Source organism: Streptomyces sp. NPDC006643, from assembly GCF_042870175.1.
Classification (GTDB): domain Bacteria; phylum Actinomycetota; class Actinomycetes; order Streptomycetales; family Streptomycetaceae; genus Streptomyces.
The window spans coordinates 118,432-140,581 of the sequence record NZ_JBIAHA010000025.1 but is presented as its reverse complement, the minus strand read 5'-3'; the positions used below and the strand labels follow the sequence as shown (position 1 = coordinate 140,581).

General features: G+C 71.8%; 20 protein-coding genes. 12 read left to right on the top strand and 8 right to left on the bottom strand.

What is annotated here, in order from left to right; translation table 11 throughout:
• Window positions 1–176: 176 nt before the first annotated feature.
• Both ACFYNU_RS30305 and ACFYNU_RS30300 read right to left on the bottom strand, forming a co-directional pair.
• Window positions 177–524: a hypothetical protein gene (locus ACFYNU_RS30305; protein WP_356594244.1), complete on the bottom strand. Its 348-nt coding sequence runs from the start codon at window positions 522–524 to the stop codon at window positions 177–179.
• A gap of 163 nt (window positions 525–687) precedes the next feature.
• Window positions 688–1,887, bottom strand: a complete 1,200-nt coding sequence (locus ACFYNU_RS30300) for a S8 family serine peptidase (RefSeq protein ID WP_356594245.1) — start codon at window positions 1,885–1,887, stop codon at window positions 688–690.
• A gap of 141 nt (window positions 1,888–2,028) precedes the next feature.
• On the opposite strand from ACFYNU_RS30300, the gene ACFYNU_RS30295 reads away from it, so the two are divergent.
• Together ACFYNU_RS30295 and ACFYNU_RS30290 are read left to right on the top strand one after the other, a co-directional pair.
• Window positions 2,029–3,009: a GlxA family transcriptional regulator gene (locus ACFYNU_RS30295; RefSeq protein ID WP_356594247.1), complete on the top strand. Its 981-nt coding sequence runs from the start codon at window positions 2,029–2,031 to the stop codon at window positions 3,007–3,009.
• Window positions 3,010–3,055: 46 nt separating this feature from the next.
• Window positions 3,056–3,661 carry a DJ-1/PfpI family protein gene (locus ACFYNU_RS30290; RefSeq protein ID WP_356594249.1) on the top strand — a complete coding sequence of 202 codons (606 nt, stop codon included), beginning with the start codon at window positions 3,056–3,058 and terminating at the stop codon, window positions 3,659–3,661.
• Between the two features lie 126 nt (window positions 3,662–3,787).
• Here ACFYNU_RS30290 and ACFYNU_RS30285 read toward each other — a convergent pair whose 3' ends face one another.
• The 4 genes from ACFYNU_RS30285 to ACFYNU_RS30270 form a co-directional block, all read right to left on the bottom strand.
• A complete protein-coding gene (locus ACFYNU_RS30285) occupies window positions 3,788–4,687 on the bottom strand; it encodes an alpha/beta hydrolase (protein WP_356594251.1) in 900 nt (299 codons plus the stop codon).
• A gap of 13 nt (window positions 4,688–4,700) precedes the next feature.
• Window positions 4,701–5,039 (bottom strand): MmcQ/YjbR family DNA-binding protein, encoded by a 339-nt coding sequence (locus ACFYNU_RS30280; protein WP_356594253.1) that lies wholly within the window; start codon window positions 5,037–5,039, stop codon window positions 4,701–4,703.
• Window positions 5,032–5,697, bottom strand: a complete 666-nt coding sequence (locus tag ACFYNU_RS30275) for a DNA polymerase ligase N-terminal domain-containing protein (protein ID WP_356594255.1) — start codon at window positions 5,695–5,697, stop codon at window positions 5,032–5,034. Before ACFYNU_RS30275 ends, ACFYNU_RS30280 begins: the two co-directional genes overlap by 8 nt.
• A 67-nt stretch (window positions 5,698–5,764) precedes the next feature.
• Entirely contained in the window at window positions 5,765–6,232 is a 468-nt protein-coding gene (locus ACFYNU_RS30270) for a DUF5709 domain-containing protein (RefSeq protein WP_356594257.1), read from the bottom strand.
• 164 nt (window positions 6,233–6,396) lie between these two features.
• On the opposite strand from ACFYNU_RS30270, the gene ACFYNU_RS30265 reads away from it, so the two are divergent.
• From ACFYNU_RS30265 to ACFYNU_RS30250, 4 genes are all read left to right on the top strand, one after another.
• Complete coding sequence (locus ACFYNU_RS30265) at window positions 6,397–7,152, top strand: GntR family transcriptional regulator (protein ID WP_356594259.1); 756 nt, start codon at window positions 6,397–6,399, stop codon at window positions 7,150–7,152.
• Window positions 7,149–7,937 (top strand): creatininase family protein, encoded by a 789-nt coding sequence (locus ACFYNU_RS30260; RefSeq protein WP_356594261.1) that lies wholly within the window; start codon window positions 7,149–7,151, stop codon window positions 7,935–7,937. Before ACFYNU_RS30265 ends, ACFYNU_RS30260 begins: the two co-directional genes overlap by 4 nt.
• Window positions 7,938–8,149: 212 nt before the next feature.
• Window positions 8,150–9,160 (top strand): ferulic acid esterase, encoded by a 1,011-nt coding sequence (locus ACFYNU_RS30255; RefSeq protein WP_356594263.1) that lies wholly within the window; start codon window positions 8,150–8,152, stop codon window positions 9,158–9,160.
• Between the two features lie 28 nt (window positions 9,161–9,188).
• The gene (locus tag ACFYNU_RS30250; protein ID WP_356594265.1) at window positions 9,189–10,775 is read left to right on the top strand and encodes an AbgT family transporter; all 1,587 of its coding nucleotides are present in this window, start codon (window positions 9,189–9,191) and stop codon (window positions 10,773–10,775) included.
• A gap of 67 nt (window positions 10,776–10,842) precedes the next feature.
• Here ACFYNU_RS30250 and fusA read toward each other — a convergent pair whose 3' ends face one another.
• Window positions 10,843–12,945 (bottom strand): elongation factor G, encoded by a 2,103-nt coding sequence (gene fusA, locus ACFYNU_RS30245; RefSeq protein ID WP_356594267.1) that lies wholly within the window; start codon window positions 12,943–12,945, stop codon window positions 10,843–10,845.
• Between the two features lie 438 nt (window positions 12,946–13,383).
• Window positions 13,384–14,436, bottom strand: a complete 1,053-nt coding sequence (locus tag ACFYNU_RS30240) for an aminoglycoside phosphotransferase family protein (RefSeq protein WP_356594269.1) — start codon at window positions 14,434–14,436, stop codon at window positions 13,384–13,386.
• 136 nt (window positions 14,437–14,572) lie between these two features.
• On the opposite strand from ACFYNU_RS30240, the gene ACFYNU_RS30235 reads away from it, so the two are divergent.
• The 6 genes from ACFYNU_RS30235 (at window position 14,573) to ACFYNU_RS30210 (ending at window position 22,137) form a co-directional block, all read left to right on the top strand.
• Window positions 14,573–15,421: an SDR family oxidoreductase gene (locus tag ACFYNU_RS30235; RefSeq protein WP_356594271.1), complete on the top strand. Its 849-nt coding sequence runs from the start codon at window positions 14,573–14,575 to the stop codon at window positions 15,419–15,421.
• Between the two features lie 17 nt (window positions 15,422–15,438).
• Entirely contained in the window at window positions 15,439–15,810 is a 372-nt protein-coding gene (locus ACFYNU_RS30230; RefSeq protein ID WP_356594273.1) for a hypothetical protein, read from the top strand.
• Between the two features lie 264 nt (window positions 15,811–16,074).
• The gene (locus ACFYNU_RS30225) at window positions 16,075–16,383 is read left to right on the top strand and encodes a hypothetical protein (protein WP_356594275.1); all 309 of its coding nucleotides are present in this window, start codon (window positions 16,075–16,077) and stop codon (window positions 16,381–16,383) included.
• Window positions 16,384–16,581: 198 nt separating this feature from the next.
• Window positions 16,582–18,327, top strand: coding sequence for a discoidin domain-containing protein (locus ACFYNU_RS30220; RefSeq protein WP_356594277.1), 1,746 nt, complete (start codon window positions 16,582–16,584; stop codon window positions 18,325–18,327).
• A gap of 241 nt (window positions 18,328–18,568) precedes the next feature.
• Window positions 18,569–20,347: an ABC transporter ATP-binding protein gene (locus ACFYNU_RS30215; RefSeq protein ID WP_356594279.1), complete on the top strand. Its 1,779-nt coding sequence runs from the start codon at window positions 18,569–18,571 to the stop codon at window positions 20,345–20,347.
• Window positions 20,347–22,137, top strand: coding sequence for an ABC transporter ATP-binding protein (locus ACFYNU_RS30210; RefSeq protein WP_356594281.1), 1,791 nt, complete (start codon window positions 20,347–20,349; stop codon window positions 22,135–22,137). The genes ACFYNU_RS30215 and ACFYNU_RS30210 overlap by 1 nt, the downstream gene beginning before the upstream one ends.
• The last annotated feature ends 13 nt before the right edge of the window (window positions 22,138–22,150 follow it).

The window sequence follows — 22,150 nt, the reverse complement described above, 5'->3', positions numbered from 1 at the left end:
AGTTCTCCCGCAACTTCGACGGGTACTTCGGAAGCTGAGCCGAGCTGTGCCCACCGGGCCTGCCTCGCGCTACGGGGCGCCGGTGCCCGAGCCGGGGGGGGGGGGGGGGGGGGGGCGGCCGCGCCCCCCCCCCCCCCCCCCCCCCCCCCCGGTCGGTGGTTCGACCGGTCAGCCGGTCAGCTGAAGACGACCGAACGGACCTTCAGCCGCTCGGAGGCGTGGCCCCCGTTGGGCCGCAGGGAGAAGTGCGGGCCTTCGCAGTCGACACCCGCGAAGACGGTCGCCGTGGCGTCCGTGTTGTTGCGGGGGCTGTGCGCCGGCGCCGACCGCGCGTCCTCGACCTCGGGGAGCGTGATGCACTCACGGCTCTGCGGGTCGATCAGGCCCGCCGTCTGCGCGATGCCGGCCTGGTTGTTGTTGTGCCGGTAGGTGAAGTCACCCTCGGCCGCGCCGGCCGAGGTCGGCAGGGTGATGACGAGGGCGAGGGCGCCGACGGTGGCGGCCACAGTGGTACGAAGTCGCACAGGACACTCCTATGGTGCGTGTGGGGTGGAACAGGTCGCCGAGAGCCTGTCCCGGCCCGTGCGGATGTTCTCCGGCCACCTCTGTTCATCGCTCGAACAGACGCTGCTGAATCGCTTCTTCATGCGCCATACGGGTTGTCGCCCGGCCGTCGGCGCCCCTCTGTCAGAGCCCGTCGGTGAACAGGAGCCGGTTCGGCGAATCCTCGCTGACGGCAGTCAGCTTGTTCCGCGTGGCCGCCCCGCCCAGCCAGTCGGCCAGCTCACCCGCGGTGGCGTCCGGGTGCTCCGCCTTGTAGAGCGCGGCCACACCCGCGACATGGGGGGAGGCCATCGACGTGCCGTTCAGCGTGGTGGTGCCGCCGCCCAGCTTGGCCGACTCCACGGCGGTGCCGGGCGCGAACAGCGACAGGCACTTCCCGTGGTTGGAGAAGCCGCTCTGCTTGTCGGTGTTGTCGGTGGCGCCGACCGTCACGACTCCGTCCGCCGAGGCGGGTGAGACCGAGCAGGCGTCCACGGCGTCGTTGCCGGCGGCGAGGATCGGCAGCACGCCGCGCCGCGTCAGCGCGGTCGCCGCGCTGTTCACGGCGGTGGACTTCGGGCCGCCGAGGGAGCCGTTGAGCACGGCCGGCTGCTTGGCGTTGTCGGCGACCCAGTCGAAGCCGGCGAGGATCCCCGACCAGGTGCCCTTGCCCTGGCAGTCCAGGACCCGGACGCTCACCAGGCCGGCCTCCGGAGCCACGCCGTACGTACGGCCGGCGACCGTACCCGCGACATGGGTGCCGTGACCCTGGCAGTCCTTGCCGTCCCGGCCGTCCCCGATGGCGTCGTAGCCCGGCTTGGCGCGCCCCTCGAACTGCTCGTGCTCGTAGTCGATGCCGGTGTCGAGGACGTACGCGGTGACACCCTTGCCGGTGTTCCTCGTGTCGTACCGGCCGTCCAGCGGCAGCGCCTGCTGGTCGATCCGGTCCAGGCCCCAGGTCGGGGCGGGCACCCGGCTGTCGGAGGCGGTGGTCTCCAGGGCCTTGATCTCGGAGTCCTGCTCGACGGCGGTCACGCCGGGCGTCGTCCGGACCGTCTTGAGCTGGACGGCGCTCAGCTCGGCCGCGAAACCGCGCAGCACGCTGTTGTAGGTGAACAGGGGCTTCACCCCGGCCCGGTTGAGCAGCTTGCTCGCGTCGAACGCGGCGTCGATGGAGACGATGTAGCGGTTGTTCAGGGGGGCCGCGGAGCGGTGCAGCGGTGCCAGGTAGGGCTGGGTGGGCTCGGCGGCGGCCGGCGGCGCCGTGAGGGGGAGCGGGCCCGCGGCCACCACCACCGCGCTCGTCGCGACCAGGAACATGCTGAGTTTCAGGCGATTTTTCATGAAAGATACTCAAACATGATCGAATTATCTTGATCGGCAGCCTGGCCGGTGGTTCACCCGACCAGATCGCCCGGCCCATGGCGTGAAGTGTGGGTCGTACGTCGTTGACGACATGAGCGCGCAGGCCGCAGGCTGAATGACGTGCAGCAACGACGTGTTGTCTTCGTGATCTTCGAGGGGTTCCAGTCACTCGACCTCTCGGGCCCCTTCGAGGTGTTCCAGCAGGCCGGCCGGCACGGCCGCGACCGCCCCGGCTACGACTGCCGGATCGTGTCCGCCGCCGCGGGCCCGGTGCGCTCCAACAGCGGGCTGCGCGTCCATGCCGACCACTCGATCGCCGACCTGGCGCCCACCGGGATCGACACCCTGGTGGTGGCCGGCGGCGACGGGGTCGACGACGCCGCGAAGGACCCCGCCCTCGTCGGATGGATCGCCGAGGCGGCGGCCACGGCCCGCCGCGTCACCTCGGTGTGCAGCGGCGTGTTCCTGCTCGCCGCCACCGGGCTCCTCGACGGACGGCGCGTCACGAGCCACTGGAGCCGCGACGGTCAGCTGCGCCGGGAGCACCCCGAGCTGACCGTGGACACCCGGCCGATCTTCGTACGCGACGGACGGGTCTGGACGTCCGCCGGAGTGACCGCCGGGATGGATCTGGCCCTCGCGCTGGTCGAGGACGACCTCGGCCGGGAGGTCGCCCACACCGTCGCCCAGCGTCTCGTGCTGTTCCTGCGCAGACCCGGCAGCCAGGCGCAGTTCAGCGTGCCGCTCTGGTCCGCGCAGCCCGCCACCGATCCGATCCGGGCCGTCGTCATGGCGGTCCACTCCGATCCCGGTTCGTCGCACACCCTGGCGGATCTGGCCGCCCACGCCGGGCTGAGCCCGCGTCACCTCCAGCGCCGGTTCACCGCGGAGCTGGGGATGGGGCCCGCGGAGTACGTGGAACGCGTACGGATCGAGTCCGCCCAGCAGGCTCTGACCGCCGGCGACGAGCCGGTCACCGCCATCGCGCGACGCTGCGGACTGGGCAGCTCGGAATCGCTGCGGCGCGCCTTCCACCGCCACTGCGGTGTGACACCCACGGACTACCGGAACCGCTTCCGGTCCACCGAAGACCACAACTGACGACCAGTGGCCCCAAGGGACCACATACGACGACCAAGGAGCGCCCATGACCACGTACGGACTGCTGATCTTCGACGGTACGGAGGAGCTGGACTTCGTCGGCCCCTGGGAGGTGTTCGCCTCCTCAGCCATGATGCGCGACGAGGGCGACAGCGCCGTGCTGGTGGCCGAGCGCGCCGCCCCGGTCCGGTGCAGCAAGGGGATGCGGGTCCTGCCCGACCACACGCTCGGCGACTGCCCGCCGCTCGATGTGCTGCTCGTGCCCGGCGGCGCGGGGACCCGGCGCGAGGTGGAGAACGAGACGCTGCTGGAGTGGATAGGCCGGACGGCCGCCGACACCGAGTGGGTCACCAGCGTGTGCACCGGCTCCCTCCTCCTGCACGAGGCCGGTCCGGCGCGTGGCCGGCGGGTCGCCACGCATCACGGCTTCGAGGACGAGATGCAGATCCGCGGTGATGTCACCGTCGTGCGCGACGCCCGCTACGTCGTGGACGGGAACCTGGTCACCAGTCAGGGCATCTCCGCCGGGATCGACATGGCGCTGTGGCTGGTCGGCCGGCTGCACGGACGTGACCACGCCCGCGCGGTGCGCCGGTACATGCAGTACGAGCCCGCGCCGCCCTACATGTCCGACGAGCCCCTGCCGTACTGAACTCACCGCCGTACCCGCAACTGCCCCCGCCCGCGGGCTCGCTGTCCTGGCCCGCGTGGACGCACGGCTCGACATCTACGGCATCCCGGAGTGAAGCCGTACGCGACCGGACCGGGACTGGCGTGGTCAGTTCCGGTCGGTGTGGCGCAGGACGGCGGCGATCACCGTGTCCCACACCCGGGCCGGCGGTGCCTGATGACCGACCCCGTCCAGGGCGACCAGACGGGCGTCGGGGATCCCCTCGGCCAGCGCCCGCCCGTGGTCGAGCGGAAAGAGCGGATCCTCGGTGCCGTGCAGGACGAGAGTCGGCGCGGCCACGTCCGCCAGCCGTACCGTCACCGGCTTCTCGTCCTCCCCGAGCGCCCAGTGGTTCTTCGAGGCCGCCTCGATGTCCGTGCTGCGGTCGACGATCCGGCCCGAGAGCTCCCGTGCCGCCTCCTCGTCGAACGACGCGGGAGCCGCGAACAGCCGCTCGCCCGCCACCAGATACTCGATCACCGCCGCGCGGTCAGACCAGTCCGGCTCGGGGGCCGGATCGGCGAACGACGCGCGCATGCGCTCGGACGGGGGTGACAGCTCCGCCTCGGTGGGACCCGCCGGGCTGGTGGAGACAAGAGTGAGGGTCGCGACCCGTTCCGGGTACGCGACGGCCACGCACTGCGCGAGCGCCCCGCCCATGGAGATGCCCATCAGATGCGCCCGCTCCACACCGAGTACGTCCAGCACACCGAGGGCGTCCGCGATCAGATCGTTGAAGGTGTAGTCGGGGGCGCCCGCCGGAGAGGTGACGGACCGACCGGTGTCACGCGGGTCGTAGCGCACGACCTGCCGCCCGCCGGCCGCGAGGCGAGCGCAGAACTCCTCGTCCCAGCCTTCCATCGGACTCGCCGCGCCGCAGATCAGCAGGACGGTCGGATCGGCGGGGCTGCCGAAGGTCTGGACGCACAGACGCACGCCGTTCGCCTCGACCGGATGCGCGGCGCTCCTGGGCACGTCGGCGGCGGACACGGCGTCGTTCGAAGTCATCGGGGGCTCCTGCTCAGTTGTCGAAGGACTCCGCGAGATCCGTGGGGGCGGTCTGCTTCCAGGAGTCGACCAGGATGTCATACAGCTCCTGTTCGTCCTCCAGCGCGACCAACCGGGCCCGCACCCATGAGGAGTTGGCCTCGTGCGCCGGGACCCAGAACTTGTCGGGCTCCGCCGCGATCAGCTCCGTACGCTCCAACTTGGGGCAGCGGACGGCGAACGACGTGCCGTCGTCGGGGACCGTGACGAACATCCGGCCCGCGACATGGAAGGTGGGGATGTTCCAGAGTTCCTTCTCCAGGGTGCGCGGGAGGGACAGCGCGATACGACGGACGTCGTCTGCGTCAAGCATGGTCGTTGCCTTCGGATCGATGGACGCGATTGGCTCCATGATCCAACATCGTCCCCTCCGGCGTCCCCCTGTTCACCTGGCTCAGTGTCCGGCCCGTGCGCGCGGAGCGGGCCCGCCGCGGATCGGGTGTGGCGCGCCGGCCGCGCGTGCTGCCGGAGCCGGTCTTCTTCACCAGCAGCCATGCCTCGCCCGATCCGTCGGCGCCGCCGCGGAACCGGGTGAGCGCGTAGGCGCCGCGCAGCTTCCGTCCGATCAGCCGGAACGAGGCGTGGCCCCTGTCCAGGGCGTCGGCGAAGGCGGCGGGGCCGTCGGCCCCGAGCGGCAGATAGGTCCCCTGGTCCCAGACGATGACCGGGCCCGCCCCGTACTGACCGGAGGCGATGACACCCTCGTACTCCCGGTACTCCAGCGGGTGGTCCTCGGTGGGTACCGCCAGTCGCTTGTCGCCGGGGTCGGTGGACGGGCCCTTCGGTACGGCCCAGGACTTGAGCACGCCGTCCACCTCCAGCCGGAAGTCGAAGTGCAACCGGCGCGCGTCATGGATCTGGACGACGAAGGACAGCTCGGCGGCCCGGCCCGCGCTGTCGCCGCGCGGCTCGTCGGTGGCGTCGAACCGGCGTTTCCCGTGATACCGCGCCAGTCGGTCATCCCCTCGCACGACGGCCTCCCTCTCGGATCTCACCGGGCGCGTGGTCCCTCGTACGCAACTTCGGACAAGACTCCCCCTAGCCGTCCATCTCCTCGTCCTCGGCGATGTGCATGGCGGCCTCCTCGGCCGACGCGGCCCCGCCGTCGATCCCGACGTCACGCGCGCCCACGTCCGAGTGCCTGCGGGGCGCGATGTCGTCGACCGCCTCCAGCCGTCCCGCCCGCGCGTCACCCGTCTCCGTGTCCACCGGCTCGCCCTCGCCCCCGGGCACGTCACCGACGCCGTCGCCCGCCTCCGGGCGCACCTCGGGAGCCTCCTGGGCGAGACGCTGCTCCAAGGTCTCGCCCTCGCGCTGCTCCTCGCCGGTGACGCCGTACTTGTTGACGCCGAGAGGACGCTCGGGCGGGGAGTACCCCTCCGTCATCATGTCGTCCAGCCCGCGCTCGCCTATCACGTTCTCCAGATCGAGATCGTCGGAGGGGCCGTTGTCCACGTCGGAGTTCTCGGGCTGGTACACGTCGTCGCCTCGTGACTCGTCGGCCATCATCTCGATCCTTTCGGCAGATTTTCAGAATACGCCCCATATGTCCGCCAAGGAGTTCGGGAGGAAGGGTGCCGCCGCGGTCACCGGCCGATATTGATCGCGGCGGCCAGAAGTCGCCGTCACAACCATTGACACCGTGAGAGATCAAGTGATCTATTCACTTCATGAGTCGCAGTGAGTTGTCGTTGTCCGAGCGTCTGGCGGACAACATCGTCGAGATCATCCGTTCGGAACGCCTCGGTCGCGGAGACGCCCTCGCGTCCTCCCGCGACCTCGCCCGCCGCTTCGGCGTCACCACACCCACGGTGCGCGAGGCGCTGCGCAGGCTGGAGGCGACCGGCGTGGTGGAGTTCCGGCACGGATCCGGCACCTACGTGGGTCCGGGCATCGGGCGCCGGCTGATGGCCAACCCGCATCTGCCGCGCAGCACCCGCGCCTCGGTGCTGGAACTGGTCGAGGCCCGGCTGGTGCTGGAGCCCGCCGTGGCCGCCGCCGCGGCGAACGTGCGGATGCCCGAAGCCGTACGGGAGTTGGAGTCCGCGGCCTCCAACGCGCTGCACCCGCCGGAGGAGTCCCTGCGACAGTCGGTGCACTTCCATGTGGCGCTGGCGGCGGCGAGCGGCAACACCCTGCTCCGCGAGGCCGTCGAGGCCCTGCTCCAGGTCCGCGCCAGGGACCAGGTGGAGATCCGGCACCGCTACAACGACCGGGCGCGCGACCACGCCGAGCACCTGGAGATCCTCGACGCGGTACGGGACGGGGACGCCGTGGCGGCCGAGCGGCTGACCCGTACGCACCTGGTGGCGATCCGCGAAGCGGTCCTCACGGCGGACTTCCCCGCCGAATCCCCGGCCGATCCCCCGGGCGGCCAACCGGACACCCCCCTCGACGCCACCCTTCCGGAAGGAGGACAGCGGTGACCTCCGCCGAACTCTCACCGACCCGACGTCCGCTGCGGCTCGCGGAGATGACGACCGTCGAGGCCGCCGACGCCGTGACGTCGAGCCCGGTGGTGATCCTGCCGGCCGGCGCGTTCGAGCAGCACGGCCCGGGGATGCCCATGGCCACCGACACCGTCCGCGCGGAATCGGTGGTGGACCTGGTCGCCGCCGAACTCGGCGGACGCGCGGTGATCGGTCCGGCCCTGCCGGTCGGTGTGTCCCCGCACCACCTGGCATTCGCCGGCACGGTGACGCTCTCCACCACGACGTTCGCCGCCGTCGTACGCGAGTACGTCGACAGCCTGCACCGGCACGGCTGGCGGAAGATCCTCGTCGTGACCGGCCACGGCGGCAACAACGCCACCCTCGGCACCGTCGCGCAGGACCTGCTCGTCACCCGGCCGGACGTCCAGTTCGCCTGGACGCCCCTCACCGCCCTGGCCCCCGACGCCGTCGCGGACATGCGCGTCAGCGAGGTGCACGGACACAGCGGTGAGGCCGAGACGGCGCAGATGCTGCACCTCGCGCCCCATCTCGTGCACACCGACCGTCTCACCCCCGGATCGACGGCCACCGCCGATCTCGATCCGCTCTCCCGGCTCTCCCGGCGCGGCCACCCCGCGCTCACGGTGGGCTACGACCGGCTCAGCGCCAACGGTGTGCTCGGCGACCCCCGCCGCGCCACCGCCACGGCGGGGCAGGCGATCGTGGACACGGCCGTGTCCCGCATCGTGGCCTTCGTCAAGGAGTGGCTGGACGCGTAACGGGATCCCGCGAGGATCCCTCCCGCCCCACCACTTCCCCCGTGCGCCCGTGTACGCGGCGCGCACGCCGCTCACCAGTACCCGCACCCCGCGCCTGGTTCCGCACGCCCATTTCCCGGCCTCCGGGCTTCCCGGCGCCCTTTCCGCACCCTCGTCCCCCTCAACATCCCAGCCGTACGCGCCCCTGTGCCGTACGGCAGAAGGAGCCTGCAATGAAGCAGTCCCCGTCCGGCGGCCGACGCCGCACCCCCGGCCGTGCCCGCGCCCTGCTGCGCACCACCGTGGCCGCGGCCGGACTCGCGCTCGTCGGCTCGGCACTGGCCCCGGTCACGGCGACCGCCGCCGTCCCGACGCCGGCCGGCGCGCCCGCCACCGGCTGCCGGCAGCCCGCACCGCAGCAGCCCGGCAGCAGCGAACTGCGCACCCTCACGAGCGGCGGGCTCTCCCGTACGTACCAACTCCATCTGCCCGCCGACTACACCCCGCGCCACGACTGGCCCGTCGTCCTCGCCTTCCACGGCCGGGGCAACACCGGGGTCGGCACGGAGGAGTTCTCGGGACTCTCCAACCTGCCCGCGATCGTCGCGTACCCCAACGGTGTCATCGGGACCGGCGACGGCGACCGGCAGGCCTGGCAGGGCGCGCCGTACGCGGCGGCCGGAGTGGACGACGTCGCCTTCACCGGCGACCTGATCGACGAACTGAACCGCACCCTCTGCGTCGACAAGCGGCGCGTCTACGCCACCGGCAAGTCCAACGGCGCGGGCTTCACCGGCCTGCTCGCCTGCCGGATGGCCGACCGGATCGCCGCCATCGCCCCCGTGGCCGGCGCCTTCTACCCCGAAACCGGCGAGAACTGCCGCCCCTCGCGCCCCGTACCCGTCATCGACTTCCACGGCACGGGCGACGTGACCATCCCCTACGAGGGCGACCCCGAGCGCGGACTGCCCGCGATCCCCGACTGGACCGCCGGCTGGGCCGAGCGCAACGACTGCCGCGCCCGTCCGCACACCCGCACGATCGAGCCCGACATCACGATCACGCGACGGACCGGCTGTGACCACGGTGCCGAGGTGCACCATGTCGCCATCACCGACGGCGGTCACACCTGGCCCGGAGCCGACAGCTACAGCGGTGGCGGATACGTCACCGAGACCATCGAGGCGCACGAGGTGATGTGGCAGTTCCTGCGCCAGTACCGGACACCGAGAACAGTCCGCTGACGCGGGAAGCGAGTAAGGAGAGCCGCACATGAGTACCTCGACCCCCGCACCACCGGGCACCTCCGGCGCCCCGGACTCACCGGGTGAGAACCCGGGCGAGCCCCGGCTGCCGCTGATCATCCGCGCCATGGGCGTCATCGAACGCGCCGGCAACGCCCTGCCGCACCCCTTCTGGCTGTTCTGGATCCTCTCCGGGATCCTCGCCGTCATCAGCGCCGTACTCGCGGCGACGGACGTCTCGGTCGTCTCACCGGCCGACGACAAGACCGTCGTCGTACAGAACCTGCTCAGCGGCGACGGACTCGCCATGGCGGTCTCGACGATGATCGAGAACTTCGCCACGTTCCCGCCGATGGCGACCATCGTCGTCGTCATCATGGGTGTCGCCGTCGCCGAGCGCAGCGGATTCCTCGCCGCGCTGATGCGAGTCGGCGTCTCGCGCGTCCCCGCGTCGTGGGTCGTGTTCGCCGTGGCCTTCGCGGGCACCGTCGCGCACGTCGCCTCCGCCGCCGCCTACATCATCCTCGTACCGCTCGGCGGTCTCGCCTTCCGCGCGGTGGGCAAGTCACCGATCCTCGGCATCGTCGTCGCGTACACCGCCATCGCCTCCGGGTACGACGCCAGTCCGCTGCCCACCCCCAACGACGCCATCTTCGCCGGCATCACCACCGCGGCGGCCCAGATCGTCGGCGGGGACGACGCGTACGTGTCCCCGCTGAGCAACTGGTTCTTCAACATCGCCTCCTCGCTGCTGCTCGCCATCGTGATCACGCTGGTGACCAAGTACGTGCTCAGCAAGCGGCCCGACCTCGACGCCGATCCCGACGCCGACCTGGACGACCTGGGCCAGCTCACCCTCAGCGACCGGGAACGCTCCGCGCTGCGCCGCTCGGTCGGCACGCTGCTGGCGGCCCTGGTGGTCCTGACGGCGGCGCTCCTGCCGGTCTCGTCGCCGCTGCGCGGCGAGGGCGGCAGCATCGTCGAGTCCCCGTTCCTGGACGGCATCGCGGCCGTCGTCGCGTTCCTCTTCGGACTGGTGGGCATCGTCTACGGGATGCGCTCCGGCTCGATCAAGAAGGCCTCCGACGTCCCGAAACTGATGGCCGAGGGCATCAAGCAGATGGCGCCCGTGCTGGTGCTGTTCTTCGCGATCGCCCAGTTCCTGGCGTACTTCGACTGGACCCACATAGGTGACGTACTCGCGGTGAAGGCCGCCGAGGCACTTCAGTCCAGCGGGCTGCCGATCGTCGTCGTCTTCCTGCTGATCCTGCTGCTGCTGACGCTGGTGAACGTGATGGTGACCAGCGGCTCGGCGATGTGGGCACTGGCGGCGCCGGTGCTCGTCCCGATGCTGATGCTGGTGAGTGTGCCGGCGGAGACCACGCAGGCGCTGTTCCGGATAGCGGACTCCGGCTCGACGGCCATCACGCCGATGAGCCCCTACTTCGTGATGGCGCTCGGCTTCCTCCAGCGGTACCGCAAGAGCGCGGGCATCGGCACGCTCGCCTCGTACACGCTGCCGCTCGCCGTCGCGATGACCGTGGCCTGGACGCTGCTGTTCCTGGCCTGGTGGGCGATGGGGATACCGCTCGGGCCGGGGGCGCCCGTGCGCTGACCGGGCGGCCCCACAGGGCACACCGCGACGGTGGCCCCACCCGAGAACGGGCGGGGCCACCGCGCTGTCAGCCGCCGGAGGGCGCGGACGGAGCGGCCGGCGCCGGGGCGTAGCCGGTGGGCCGGGCCGTGAACGTGCCCCGGCCCTGCGTACGGCTGCGCAACCGCGTCGCGTAGCCGAACAGCTCCGCCAGCGGCACCGTGGCCGTGACCACGGCCGTACCGGCACGTGCCGTCGACCCCGAGACCCGGCCGCGCCGGGCCGCCAGATCACCGAGCACCCCGCCGACCGCGTCGTCGGGAACGGTCACGGTGACCTCGACCACCGGTTCCAGCAGCACCATCGTGCCCGCCCGCAGCGCCTCGCGGAGCGCGAGCCGTCCGGCCGTACGGAACGCCATCTCCGACGAGTCCTTCGGATGCGTCGCCCCGTCGGTCAGGGTGACCCGCACCCCGGTCACCGGGTGACCGCCGAGCGGACCCTCGGCGAGCGCGTCCCGGCAGCCGGCCTCGACCGCCCGGACGTACTCCTGCGGCACCCGGCCGCCGACCACGGCCGACCGGAACTCGAAGCCGCCGTCGCCGTCCGGCGCCGTGGCGTCCAACGGCTCGGTGTCGAGAACGACATGAGCGAACTGCCCGGCCCCGCCGTCCTGCTTGACATGCCGGTACACCAGCCCCGACACGCCGCGCCCGACCGTCTCCCGATAGGCCACCTGCGGCCGGCCGACACCGACGTCCAGCCCGTGGGCGCGGCGGATCTTCTCCACCGCGACCTCCAGATGCAGCTCGCCCATCCCCGACAGCACCGTCTGACCGGTCTCGGCATCCGTCCGCACCGCCAGCGAGGGATCCTCCTCCACCAGCCGCGCCAACGCCGTCACCAGCCGCTCGATGTCGGTCCGTCTGCGTGCCTCGACCGCCACGGAGACCACCGGCTCGGCGACGGCCGGCGGTTCGAGGACCAGCGGAGCCGACGGTACGCACAGGGTGGCACCCGCGCGGGCGGCCTTCACCCCGACCACCGCGACGATGTCACCGGCGACGGCCCGGTCCACTTCGGCGTGCCGGTCGGCCTGGACCCGCAGGATCCGGCTGATCCGCTCCGTACGCCTCCTGACCACGTCCAGCACCGCCTCTCCCTTGCCGACCGTTCCCGAATACACCCGCAGATACGTCAGACGGCCCGTGGAGGTCGAGCTGACCTTGAACACCAGCGCCGCGAACGGCCCCGCCGGGTCGGCGGCCCGCTCCAGCTCCGCGCCGTCGTCGGCGCCGAACGCCGTGCCGCGCACCGCCGGTACGTCCAGCGGCGACGGCAGATAGGCGACCACGGCCTCCAGCAGCGGCTCGATCCCCCGGTTGCGGTACGCCGATCCGCACAGCACCACGACACCCTCGCCCGTACGGGTCAGGTCACGCAGCGAGGCGGCCAACGTCCGTGCGGAGAGCGTCGATTCGGCGCAGAACTCCTCCAGCGCGAGCGGATGCAGCTCCGCGACGGCCTCCTCAAGGACCCGGCGACGGCGAAGCGCCTCCTCGACGAGGGAGTCCGGGACCGGGCCCTCCTCGTACGAATCCGTGTCGCCGCCCGCCCAGACGAGAGCGCGCATCCGCAGCAGATCCACGACACCGGTGAACCCGTCCTCCGTACCGATCGGCAACTGCACCACCAGCGGCGCCGGATGGAGCCGCCGGCGGATCGACTCGACGGCCGCGTCGAGATCGGCGCCCGCGCGGTCCAGTTTGTTGACGAACGCGATCCGGGGCACCCCGTGCCGGTCCGCCTGGCGCCACACCGACTCACTCTGCGGCTCGACCCCCGCGACCGCGTCGAACACCGCGACGGCGCCGTCGAGCACGCGCAGCGAGCGCTCCACCTCGTCGGCGAAGTCGACGTGGCCGGGCGTGTCGATGAGGTTGATCCGGTGACCGTCCCAGTCGCAGCTCACGGCCGCGGCGAAGATGGTGATCCCGCGGTCGCGCTCCTGCGGGTCGAAGTCCGTTACGGTCGTGCCGTCGTGGACCTCGCCGCGCTTGTGGATGGTGCCGGTGAGATAGAGGATCCGCTCGGTGACGGTGGTCTTGCCGGCGTCGACGTGGGCGAGGATGCCCAGGTTCCGGACAGCGGTGAGTCGGTCGGTCGTTTGACGGTGCAGGTCGGTACGCACGGCCCATGGCCTTTCGGGGTGATCCACGGAAGAGAGCGACGCGATTGCCGGACGACGTACCCCGACGCGGTGTGGCGACTCTCGTGGGCGAGGCCCAACGAGGTTGCCCAGCAGCGGAATTGACGGGGGATCAGCCGGCTCGGGTCACCGAGCCTGTCGCTGGATCAGATGTTCGTCGCGGAGATCCGGTACCGGCCGCGCAGCCGGCGCCGGGCGCCGGGAGACACCAGGATCACCTCGTACCGTGCCGGGGGGACGACAACAGCGGTGCGGTAGCGCACGGCCGGTCTCCCCTCACTGGTCACGGAGCGCGCCGCCAAGGTGATTGTGCGGTGCGCGAGTTCGTGGCGAGTGTACTGAGCGCGGCACGCCGCACGCACCGGGTTTTCCGAAGTCGGATCCGGGAGCGCGGATGCCTGCCCCGACGCGTCGCGGGACTCAGGGCTCTCCGGCCATGAGTTCGCGCAGCCAGTAGGCGGCGCTCTCGGCGGCGGTGCCGGCCGCGCCCGTCGCGCCGCCGGTCTCGCCATCGGTAACGCCGTCGGTCGTGTCGCCCGTCCCGGCCGCGAACAGACGCCCCCACGAGCAGGCCCGCCCGATCGCCCCGAGGCGGCACGCCAGGTCCGCCGCGCGACGCAGGTCGGCCGGGGTGTGGTGGCCGGTGCCGGACCACGGTTCCAGGTAGGCGTCCCGCAGCCGGGGCAGTACCTCGGAGCCGTAACGCTCACGGGCCGCACGCGCCGGGACCAGCAGGCTGGAGAACGGGGGACCGACGAGCGCGTCGCCCCAGTCGAAGAAGGTGGCACGGCCCGGCCCCGGTGCGAAGAACTGGCCCTCGTGCAGATCGGAATGGTCGAGCGAGTCGGGGACACCGATCTCCGCCAGCTCGGCGCACCAGTCCACCAACCGGGGCCTCGCCGCGCGCAGTTGGCGCTTCTCGGCGGCGTCGAGCACCGCGTTCCCACCGACGAGCCGGTCGAAGATGCCCGGCAGCGCGTCCGTGCGGGCGCCCGGGACACCCAGCGCCTCGATCCGCGCGGCGTACGGAACCAGGGCCCGCTGCATCTCGGCGTACTGACGCAGCGGCTCCTCCCAGGCCCGCGCGTCGGCCGGGCCACGGCCGAGTACGTCCCTGAACAGCGCGCCCCCGTCGGGCAGCAGCGACCAGCCACGCCCGGCGTCGACCGCCAGCGGCGTCAGGACATGCTCCGGGACCCAGCGGGCCAACGCCTCCGCGAGCCCCGCCTCGAACGCCCCGGCGGGCGGGTTGGCCTTGAACCACACGGCGCCGTGCTCCTCGACGGGCAGCCGTACCAGCACGGACCACGGCCGCAGCCGCACCCGGCGGGGCCCGGTCACGCGCAGCCCGTGCGCCGTCAGCTCCCGTTCGGCCCACGCGAGCGCGGCGTCCCGCCACTCCACGCGCTCCCACGGCGTCAGAGCAGTGTCGAACCGGCCCCGGTCCACGATGTCCGGCTCCTGATGTCCCATCTCCGCATCCCATCACCGTGCGGACCCCGCCTCCAACGATTTCCCTGTCCGCAGCCCGTCGGCTGATATGTGTGTGCGGGGTACGGATCAGCCGCCCTCTCCTTCGCCGGGACGAGAACACGAGATCAGGAGCACCATGCCGTCCTTCCCGCCGGACACCACCTTCGCCGTCACCGGATCCACCGGCGGTCTCGGCGGCCGGGTGGCCCGCCGACTGGCCGACGCGGGGGCGACGCAGACGCTTCTCGCCCGCGACCCGGCCCGCGCGCCACGGCTGCCCGGCGCCACCGCCGTCCCCGGCTCGTACGGCGACCGTGCCGCCGTCGTCCGGGCACTGCGGGGCGTGGACCGTCTGCTGATGGTCTCCGCCACCGAGACGGCCGACCGGGTGGACACGCACCGCGCCTTCGTGGACGCCGCCGCCGAGGCCGGCGTCGGCCATCTGGTCTATCTCTCCTTCTACGGCGCCGCGCCCGACGCGACGTTCACCCTGGCCCGCGACCACTGGCACACCGAGCAGCACATCCGGGCCTGCGGCGTGCCGTTCACCTTCCTCCGGGACAACCTCTACGCCGACTTCACGCCCGGCCTCGTCGGCGACGACGGTGTCATCCGCGGCCCGGCGGGCGAGGGGCGCGTCGCCGTCGTCGCCCAGGACGACATCGCCGGCGCCGCCACCGCGGTCCTGACCGGCGCTCCCGACCACGCGGGTGCGACCTACGACCTGACGGGTCCCGAGGCGCTGACGCTCGGCGAGATCGCCGCCGTGCTGACCGGGGTCACCGGGCGCACGGTCGGCTACCGGCCGCAGTCGGTGGCGGAGGCGTACCGTACCCGCGCCTCGTACGGCGCCCCTGACTGGCAGCTCGACGCCTGGGTCTCGACCTACACCGCCATCGCGGCGGGCGAACTGGCCGGGGTCACCGACCACGTCACCCGGCTGACGGACCGCCCCGCCACCCCGCTCGCCGACGTCGTCCGCTGACGCCCCATAATGCGGCGATGACGAACAACCACGCCGTTCTCCGCGCCGGAATGCCTCTGGAAGAGCGCGTCGGGCAGCTCCACGAGGAGTGGGTCCGGGGCGGGCGGAACAGCGACCAACTGCTGTCCGGCAAGGCGTTCTTCACGGTGTATTCCTGGTACCTCGGGCATCGGGCGAACGGTGACATCGCGTCCTACGAGTACGTCACCGCCTCGTACGACTTCCTCGGCGGCAGCAAGGGCTGGGACGCGATGCTGCGTGAGCGGGCGGTCTGCGAGAGCTGCCACGACACCTTCCGGCTGGAGAACATCGGTGTGTGCACCGGATGCCTGCGCTACAGCTGTTACGCGTGCCAGGCCCACGCGTCGTGCGCGGGTGAGATCGTCTGACGGCGCCGCGCGGTCCGGTCATCGCAGCAGTGCGGTCCAGGCATCCAACGAGCGCAAGACCTGCGGCAGTTGGCGCGCGGCGGAGGTGACAAGGCCCAGGCGGCGGCGATGACGCGCGCGTCGAGAGACATGGGTGCATTCTCGCGCCGTGCGGACGGCCGCGGCTCGACGGCCGCCGGTGTCTGACAGGGACTTGCTCCGTGCCGCCGCGTGTGAAGGAGACCGAACGTGGGTAGCGGCGGCGTTCGGGGGTAGGCGCAGCGCATGGCCACCACCACCTCGAAGCCCGGGACGAGCCGTTATCCGTTGACCGAGGAACAGGCCGATCTGCTGACCTGGGTCCGCTGGGCGTACGCGGGTATGTCCGTGCTCGCCGTCGCGTGCCTCGTCTCCGCGTTGTGGGCGGGATCCCCCGGCGAGCGGACGCTGTGGACCAGCGTGACCGGCGTCGTCGCCTTCCCTCTCCTCACCCTGCTGTCGATCCGTCAGCTGCGCTGCCACCGGGCGGCGTTGAGGGGACGCGTTCGTGGACCGGGCCGTTCCCGGCCGCCGCGTCCGCGGCTGCCCGCCTGACCTCCGGCGGCGTTCCGGTCCGAGCACCGCATGAGCGGTAATTTCGCCGTGTGCTTCGGATCGTGACGCGGATCGGTCAATAATTTCCAGCTCCCTGTCTTGCCGGTGGCGTTTCCTGTCCCTACGTTGTGGGGGGCCGCACCGTGCGCCGGGACGCGTACGGCGCTGCCCCGTACCGCGTACTCCGCATGCCGCCGCATGCCGCTCTTCCCCGCACCTCCACACGCAGAGCCGATTGCGAGGAACCCCGTGGCACTTTCCAGACGCACCGTCATCGCGTCCGCGATAGCCGGCGCCGGAGCGGCGGCAGGACTGGCCGCCCAGACCGGGACCGCACAGGCGGCCGGCAAGGCCGCCTCCCCACCCGGAGACGTCGTCGGCAAGATCACCGTCGGCTACCAGGGCTGGTTCGCCTGCTCCGGCGACGGCGCGCCGATCAACGGCTGGTGGCACTGGTCGCAGAACTGGGGCCAGTCTCCGTCCCCGAGCAACACCGCGATCGTGAGCTGGCCCGACGTGCGCGACTACACGCACACCTACCGCACGGCCTACCCGGCGCTCGGCAACGGGCAGCCCGCCGCGCTGTTCTCCTCGTACGACCAGCAGACCGTCGACACGCACTTCTCCTGGATGCAGCAGTTCGGCATCGACACCGCGGCCCTCCAGCGCTTCAACCCCAACGGCGGCGAGGGCGCGACCCGCGACGACATGGCGGTGAAGGTACGCAGCGCCGCCGAGAAGTACGGGCGCAAGTTCTACGTCATGTACGACGCCACCGCGTGGACGAACATGCAGCCGGAGATGAAGGCGGACTGGCTCGCCAAGATGCAGGCGCTCACCGCGTCCCCGGCGTACGCGAAGCAGAACGGCAAACCGGTCGTCGGCATCTGGGGCTTCGGCTTCAACGAACCCAACAAGACCTGGTCGGCCGCCGTCTGTCTGGACGTCGTCAACTGGTTCAAGGCGCAGGGGTGTTACGTGATGGGCGGCGTGCCCACGCACTGGCGCCGGGGCATCGAGGACTCACGGCCCGGCTACATGGACGTGTATCTGGCCTTCGACATGCTCTCGCCGTGGATGGTCGGCCGGATCGGGGACATCGCGGGCGCCGACAACTTCTACGCCAACGTCAACACGCCCGACCAGGCGCACTGCGACGCCAACGGCATCGACTACCAGCCCTGTGTCCTGCCCGGCGACCTCCAGTCCGGCCACCGCGCGCACGGCGACTTCATGTGGCGGCAGTTCTACAACATGTGCCGGATCGGCGTGCAGGGCATCTACATCTCGATGTTCGACGAGTACAACGAGGGCAACCAGATCGCCAAGACCGCCGAGACCGCCGCGCAGGTACCGGCCGGTTCCGGCATCCGGGCGCTGGACGAGGACGGCACGGCCTGCTCGGCGGACTACTACCTGCGGCTCACCGGTGACGGCGGCCGGATGCTGAAGGGCGAGCTGGCGCTGACGCCGACCCGCCCCACCCCGCCGGTCACGGGCGGCGGCGGCCCCAACCCGCCGACCGGTGACCTCGCGCTGAGCAGGGCCGCGACCGCGAGCAGCCAGACCCAGAACTACGGTCCCGGCAACGCCGTCGACGGCAACGGCAACAGCTACTGGGAAAGCGCCAACAACGCCTTCCCCCAGTGGATCCAGATCGATCTCGGCTCCGCCCTGCCGGTGCGCCGGCTCGTCCTGTCCCTGCCGCCGAACCCGGCCTGGGGCGCCCGCACCCAGACACTGTCGGTCCTCGGCTCCACGAACGGGTCGAGCTTCGCGACCCTCAGTGCCCCGGCCGCCCGCGTCTTCGACCCGGCGAGCGGGAACGCCGCGACGATCACCCTCGCGTCGGCGGCGACCGTCCGGTACGTACGGGTGCAGATCACCGCCAACAGCGGCTGGCCGGCGGGGCAGTTGTCCGGACTGAGCGTCTACGCGACCTGACAGTCACCCGGCACGGCACGGCACGGCCCGGCCCGGCCCGGTCCGGCCCGGTCCCGGGAAGACCTCGGGGCCGGGCCGTGCCCGGAACGGCTGGAACGGGTCCGCCTGTTGTGTACTCCCGGCTAGGTTCGATCGTGTTCGACCGCGATTGATCGACCGAAACCGAGGGGGCGCCGTGCCGGGGGGAGCGACAGAGGGGGCGGGACCGGCGAGTACGCCCCGGCCCGCCCGGGTCCATCCGATGGCGGACCCCTCGCGGCACCCTGGGGTCCCCGACATACGCGGCCCCCTGCGCTACATCTGGTGGCTGATCGTCAGTCAGCGCCGCCGGGTGCTCGCCGGGTCACTCCTGGGCAGCGGATGGATGGTGGCCCTGATGGCGCCTCCGTATCTGCTGTCACGTGCCATCGACGACGGCCTGACGACCGGCAACTCGTCGGCGCTGCTGGGCTGGACAGGCGCCCTCCTGGGCGTCGGGGTGCTGAACGCGTGGCTCGCCGTCATGCGCCACCGCGTCATGACACGGGTACGGATGGACGCCGCGTTCCGCTCGATACGCGTCGTCACCGAGCACACCACCCGACTCGGCGCCGTACTGCCGCGGCACATGACGTCCGGCGAGGTCCTCACCATCGGCTTCACCGACGTCGTGCAGATCTCCAACGTCCTGACCATCACCGGACCGGGCGTCGGCGCCGTGCTCGCGTACGGCGTCGTGGCGGTCCTGCTGCTGTCCGTGTCACCGCCGCTCGCCGTGGTGGTCCTGCTGGGGGTCCCGGTACTGGCGGTGCTGGTCGGCCCGCTGCTGGGACGCCTGCGGGGTGTCGAGTCCGCCTACCGCGACCGGTACGGACTCCTCACCACCCGCCTGGTCGACCTGGTCGAAGGACTGCGCGTGCTGGGCGGTCTCGGCGGCAAGGAGGTGTACGCCGCCCGGTACCGGGAGCATTCGGGGGCGCTGCGGACCGAGGGATACCGGGTCGGCACGGTCACCAGCTGGATCCAGGCGCTCGCCGTGGGGCTGCCGACCGTATTCCTCGCGGCAGTGACCTGGCTCGCTGCCCGGATGGCCGCGGAGGGCTCGCTCACCACCGGCCAGCTGGTCTCCGTCTACGGCTACGCGGCGGTGCTCGTCGTCCCCGTGGCGTTCTTCATCGAGGGCGGGCAGGACCTCAGCCGCGGCCAGGTCGCGGCCCGCAGGCTGGTCCGGTTCCTCGCTCTCCGGCCGCACTCCGAAGACCCCTCGGCCGGTCTTGACGCACCGGACGGACCGTCGGTGCTGTGCGATCCCGCCTCAGGTCTCGAGATCCTGCCGGGACGCTTCACCGCGCTGGCCGGCGCGAGCCCGCGGGAGTCCGCACTGGTGGTGGAACGGCTCGGTCGCTTTGTCGACTCGGAGGTCCTGTGGGGTGGAGTGCCGCTCCGCGACATCGCGCTGAGCCAGGTGCGTGCACGGATCCTGCTGGCCGACAGCGAGGCCGCCCTGTTCGCCGGCCCGTTGCGCGACGCGATCGGCGGGCGTTTCGATCATCCGGACGAAGCCCTGTCACTTGCCGTGGACGCGGCGATGGCCGGTGACATCGTCCGAGGTCTGCCGGACGGGCTCGATTCGGCCATCGCCACGCAGGGGCGTGACCTGTCCGGTGGGCAGCGTCAGCGCGTACGGCTGGCGCGGGCCTTGCTGGCCGCGCCCGAGGTCCTGCTGGCGGTGGAGCCCACGTCCGCCGTCGACACGCACACCGAAGCCGCCGTCATTACCCGGCTGCGCGCTCATCGCGCAGGTCTGACGACGGTCGTCACCACCACGTCACCGCTCGTCCTCGACCACGCGGACACCGTCTGCCACCTGGTCGACGGCCGGGTGGCGGCCACCGGGACGCACCGCGAACTCCTGGCCGCGGAGCCCGGTTACCGCCGTCTGGTGTCCCGTGACGCGGACGACGACAAGGCTGATGACGACAACGCGGATGACGAGAATGCGTACGCCGCGAACGCGGACGCCGCGGACGGTGCGGCGTGATGAGCGCCCGGAATCGGACGGGGAACGAGCCGGCGCTGCCCGTCGCCGGGCGGGCGCGGCTCGCCGGCGCGGCGGCCGACCTGGTCCGCCGGGACCGAGGGGCCTTCGCCGCGATGCTCGGGCTCAACGCCCTCTCCGTGGGAGCCGGACTCGTCGGCCCCTGGCTCCTCGGACGTATCGTCAACGCGGTCCAGGACGGCGCGACGGTGACCACCGTCGACCGACTGGCCGTCGGTGTCCTCGTATCCGCCGTCGTGCAACTCCTCCTCGCCCGCTGGGCCCGGCTGATCGGACACCGCTTCGGCGAACGGACGCTGGCCCGCGTCCGGGAGCGGTTCGTCGACCGGGCCATGGCGCTGCCGGTGTCCGTGGTCGAGCGGGCCGGCACGGGCGATCTGACGGTGCGCGGCACCAGCGACGTCGGCTCGGTCGGAAACGCGCTGCGCGACGCGGGCCCCGATCTGTTCGTCGCGGGCATACAGGCACCCCTGATCGTCGCCGCCGTGTTCCTCCTCGACCCGCTGCTCGGCGTGTGCGGCCTGGCCGGACTCATCGGCATCTGGTTCTCGACCCGCTGGTATCTGCGCCGGGCCCGCGCCGCGTATCTGGCGCAGGGGGAGACGAACTCGGAGTTGGCCGAACAGCTTTCGGCGACGGCCTCCGGTGCCCGCACCATCGAGGCGTTCGGCCTTCAGGAGCGCCATGTCGCCGCCGCGCTGGAGAAGATCGAGAGGAGCCATCGCGCCCGCGTGCGCACGCTCTTCCTGCGCACCGTGCTCTTTCCGTCCGTCGACATCTCCCATGTCATTCCCGTGGTCGGCGTTCTGCTGGTCGGCGCGCCACTCCTCGAACGCGGTACGGTCACGCTCGGCGCGGTGGTCGCCTCGGTCCTTTACCTCCGGCAGCTCTCACAGCCGTTGGACACGATCCTTCAGTGGGTGGAGCAACTCCAGGCCAGCAGCGCGTCGTTCGCCCGCGTCGAGGGTCTGGGCGTACAACTCGACTCCGTGGAGGGGGCGGTGGCCGCCGGGCCCGCCGCGCGGCCGGCGGGCGACCGGATCGAGTTGCGCGGCGTCCACTACTCGTACGACGGTACGAGCGACGTGGTCCGAGGGGTCGACCTCACCGTACGACCGGGCGAACGTCTCGCCGTGGTCGGCCCGTCCGGCGCGGGCAAGACCACGCTGAGCAGACTGCTCGCCGGGATGGACTCCCCGCGCACGGGCACGGTGTCGGTCGGGGGTGTGCCGGTCACGGATCTGGCGCCGGGGGTCCTGCGCCGCCAGATCGTTCTGGTCACCCAGGAGCACCATGTCTTCACCGGGACGCTCCGCGACAACCTGCTGCTCGCCGCGCCCGACGCGGGGGACGCCGGGCTCACGCGCGCGCTCTCGGCCGTCGGTGCGGACTGGGCGGGGCTGCTGCCGCACGGTCTCGACACCGAGCTGGGGGCGCGGGCACATCGGCTCGACGGTGCGCAGGCGCAGCAACTCAGCCTGGCGCGCGTGGTGTTGGCCGATCCGCACACCGTCGTCCTGGACGAGGCGACCGCCCTGCTCGACCCGAGGACCGCCCGGCGTACGGAACGTGCCCTCGCCGCCGTCCTGTCCGGGCGCACGGTCATCGCCATCGCTCACCGTCTGCACACCGCGCACGACGCCGACCGGGTCGCCGTGATGGACGGGGGACGCCTGACGGAACTCGGCAGTCATGACGAACTCGTCGCGGCCGGCGGGACCTACGCCGCGTTGTGGCGCTCCTGGCACGGCGACGCGGCGGCGCCGGCCTGAACCCCGCCGCACC